Source organism: Rhodococcus sp. NPDC060086, assembly GCF_042730275.1.
GTDB lineage: Bacteria > Actinomycetota > Actinomycetes > Mycobacteriales > Mycobacteriaceae > Rhodococcus.
In genome coordinates this window covers 1-2903 of sequence record NZ_JBHWWZ010000097.1, presented here as the reverse complement: position 1 = coordinate 2903, position 2903 = coordinate 1, and the positions used below count along the sequence as shown (strand labels likewise).

2 protein-coding genes are annotated in these 2903 nt (G+C 65.7%); both read left to right on the top strand.

The annotated features are described in order from the left end of the window. Nucleotides 1–181: 181 nt before the first annotated feature. Nucleotides 182–991, top strand: a complete 810-nt coding sequence (locus ACFWB0_RS25545; RefSeq protein WP_378493196.1) for a metal-dependent hydrolase — start codon at nucleotides 182–184, stop codon at nucleotides 989–991. 81 nt (nucleotides 992–1072) lie between these two features. Further along, nucleotides 1073–2833, top strand: a complete 1761-nt coding sequence (locus ACFWB0_RS25540) for a cholesterol oxidase substrate-binding domain-containing protein (protein ID WP_378493195.1) — start codon at nucleotides 1073–1075, stop codon at nucleotides 2831–2833. Nucleotides 2834–2903 lie beyond the last annotated feature (70 nt).

Sequence of the window (2903 nt, the reverse complement as noted above, 5' to 3'; positions counted from 1 at the left end):
CTGGTTGGCCTTGAGCACCGGTCCGGCGCCTCGTTGACCTTGAGCACCGGGCCCTTCCGTCGTTTCGGGGGCATCCAGGGCTATCCGTGTGACTGATGTGTCGGGTGTGGTTGCTAGGTTGGGTGTTCGACTTGTCCGAACCGGGTGAGTGGCGTCTTCCGATCGAAAGGTGTTGTCCGACATGGTAATGGGCCCTACCCATGCGGTATCCGGAGCGCTTGTCGGTCTCCTTGTCGCCGACGTGCTGCCGCGAGACTGGGGCGGCCCGACGTCGACGCCGGAGATACTTGCCTTCGCAGGCGTCTGCGCGGGATCGGCGCTGTTGCCCGATCTCGATACATCCCAGTCGACCGTCGCTCGATCGTTCGGTCCGGTGAGTCAGACCTTCGCTCGGGGAGTCGGTGCGGTCTCGGCTGGGTATTACAACGTCACCCGCGGAAAAAAGGACAGGAAGCGAACCGGTGGACACCGCACGATGACGCACACTGCGTTGTTCGCCGCCCTGCTGGGGGCGGGAGTGTCGCTGCTGGTGGCGCAGTTCGGAAGAAATGCGATCATCGGCGTCCTGTTCATCACGCTGGGCCTCGCGCTGCGCGGGCTGTTCGGCGGCTGGGCGAAGAAGTACGGGTGGTTCATCGTCACGCTCGTCACAGCGATCCTCTCCGTCCTGATGTGGACGACATTTCCCGGCGAGGTGGGATCGACCGGTCTGGGGGTTGCCGTCGCGCTCGGGTGTGTCACCCACTGCGTCGGTGACGCGATCACGAAGGAGGGGATCCCGTTCCTCGCGCCTTTCGTGCCATTGAGGGGGAGGCGGTGGTGGGAGTTCAAGCTGCCCCGCGCGATCGCGATCCGGGCGGGTGGACCGTTCGAGATCATGTTCCTCGGGCCCGCGATGACTCTGGCCGCGATCGGTTTCGCTCTCTGGTCCGTCGAGGGGGTCCCGGATTTCGTCTTCGGAGCGCTGGAGGCATCGGGTCTGTCGTTCTGATTTCCGATGCCACTGGCATAGAAAGGGAACTTGTTCTATTTTTGCTCTGTCCTGGTTCTCCATAGAACGGAGCTCGTCCACGTGAGCGCACACGCTTCAGGAGTTGCCCTCAGCCGTCGTGGCTTCCTCGGGGCCGCAGCGGGTGCTGCGGCCCTCGCCGGTTTCTCCTGGGCGCCCGCAGGGGCCATCCCGCTCGGAGACCCGTCGGCGACCATCCCCGCACCCCCGGAGTTTCCCGCAGACATTCCGCTCGCTCAGCAACGGTTCGAGAACTGGGCGAAAACCATCCGGTTCGACGCCGTGTGGACCGCCACCGCGCGCGAACCGGGCGACGTCGTGCGCCTCGCGAACTGGGCGCACATCCACGGCTACCGCATCCGCCCGCGCGGCTCGATGCACAGTTGGAGCCCGCTCACCCTCGTACCCGGTGAGAGCGCCGACAAGATCGTGCTCATCGACACCATCACGCATCTGAACTCCGTGAGGGTCGATGCGGCGCGCGCTGAAGGCGGGGAAACGCCGGCCACGGTCACCGCGGGTGGTGGCGCGAGCATCGAATCGATTCTCTCGGCGCTCCAGGCCGAAGGGCTGGGCTGGGCCAATTCGCCGGCCATCGGCGACATCACCATCGCGGGTGCGCTGTCGATCGGAGCTCACGGCGCGACCTACCCGGCCGTGGGGGAGCAGGCAGTCCCGGGGCAGTCGTTCGGTTCGCTGTCGAACCTCGTCGTTGCGCTCACCGCAGTGGTGTGGAACGAGGCGGCAGGGGAGTACGCGCTGCGCGAGTTCCGCCGCTCCGACTCCGACATCACACCCCTGCTCACGCACCTGGGCCGTACCTTCGTCACGTCCGTGACCCTGCAGGCCGGCGCGAACTACCGGCTGCGGTGCCAGAGCTTCACCGACGTCCCGTGGCAGGAACTGTTCGCACCGCCCGGAGCAGCGGGCAGGACATTCGAGCGATACGCCGACGAATCCGGACGCGTCGAAGCGATCTGGTTTCCGTTCACCGAAACCCCGTGGCTCAAGATCTGGTCCGTCAGCCCCGAGAAACCGCCCGCCTCACGCGAAGTCCACGGGCCCTACAACTACTTCTTCACCGACAGCATCCCCGAACTGGTCACCACCCCTCTCGGCCAGGTGGTGAGCGGCAATCAGGCCATCACCCCGGCATTCGGTGCGTCGCAGTTCGGTGCCGTCGCTGCCGGTCTGAAGGCGACCGGCACCGAAGACCTCTGGGGCTGGTCGAAGGACCTGCTGTTCTATCTGCGGGCGACCACTCTCCGCGTCATCGCGGGCGGCGGCGTCGTGGTGACGAAACGGGAGAACATCGCGCAGGTCATCAATGAGTTCACGACGTGGTTGCACGGCCGGATGAGCGACTACGCGTCGCAGGGGCTGTATCCCGTCAACGGACCGTTCGAGGTGCGAATGTGCACGGTCGACGACCAGGGTGAGGTGCTCGTCGACTCCGCCGGTGCACCGAATCTGTCGCCGGTGCGCCCGCGACCCGATCGTCCCGACTGGGATACCGCAATCTGGATGAACGTCGTATCACTCCCCGGAACCGCGGGTCTGCCCGCGTTCTTCGCGGAGATGGAGCAGTGGATGGTCGCCAACTACTCCGGCGACTACGCGACGTTCCGCTCCGAGTGGTCCAAGGGCTGGGCGTTCGACTCCGAGGGCGGCTATCGCAACCAGCAGTTCCTCGGAGACACCGTTCCGGCCATGTATCGCACCGGATTGGGCAGCGAGGAGGGCTGGGATGCAGCGCGCGCGGCATTCGATCGGCACGATCCGCATCGCGTCTTCAGCAACGGTTTCCTCGACAGACTGCTCTGAACGACCTGAGCGGTCGGGATCGGCGACAAGGACGACGAGAAGTGGAGCCGCGCACTCGAGTGAGTGCGCG

What these genes read in the sequence shown, in the direction of transcription:
- ACFWB0_RS25545 (WP_378493196.1), top strand. Translation starts at nt 182, where the DNA reads ATGGTAATGGGCCCTACCCATGCGGTATCCGGAGCGCTTGTCGGTCTC.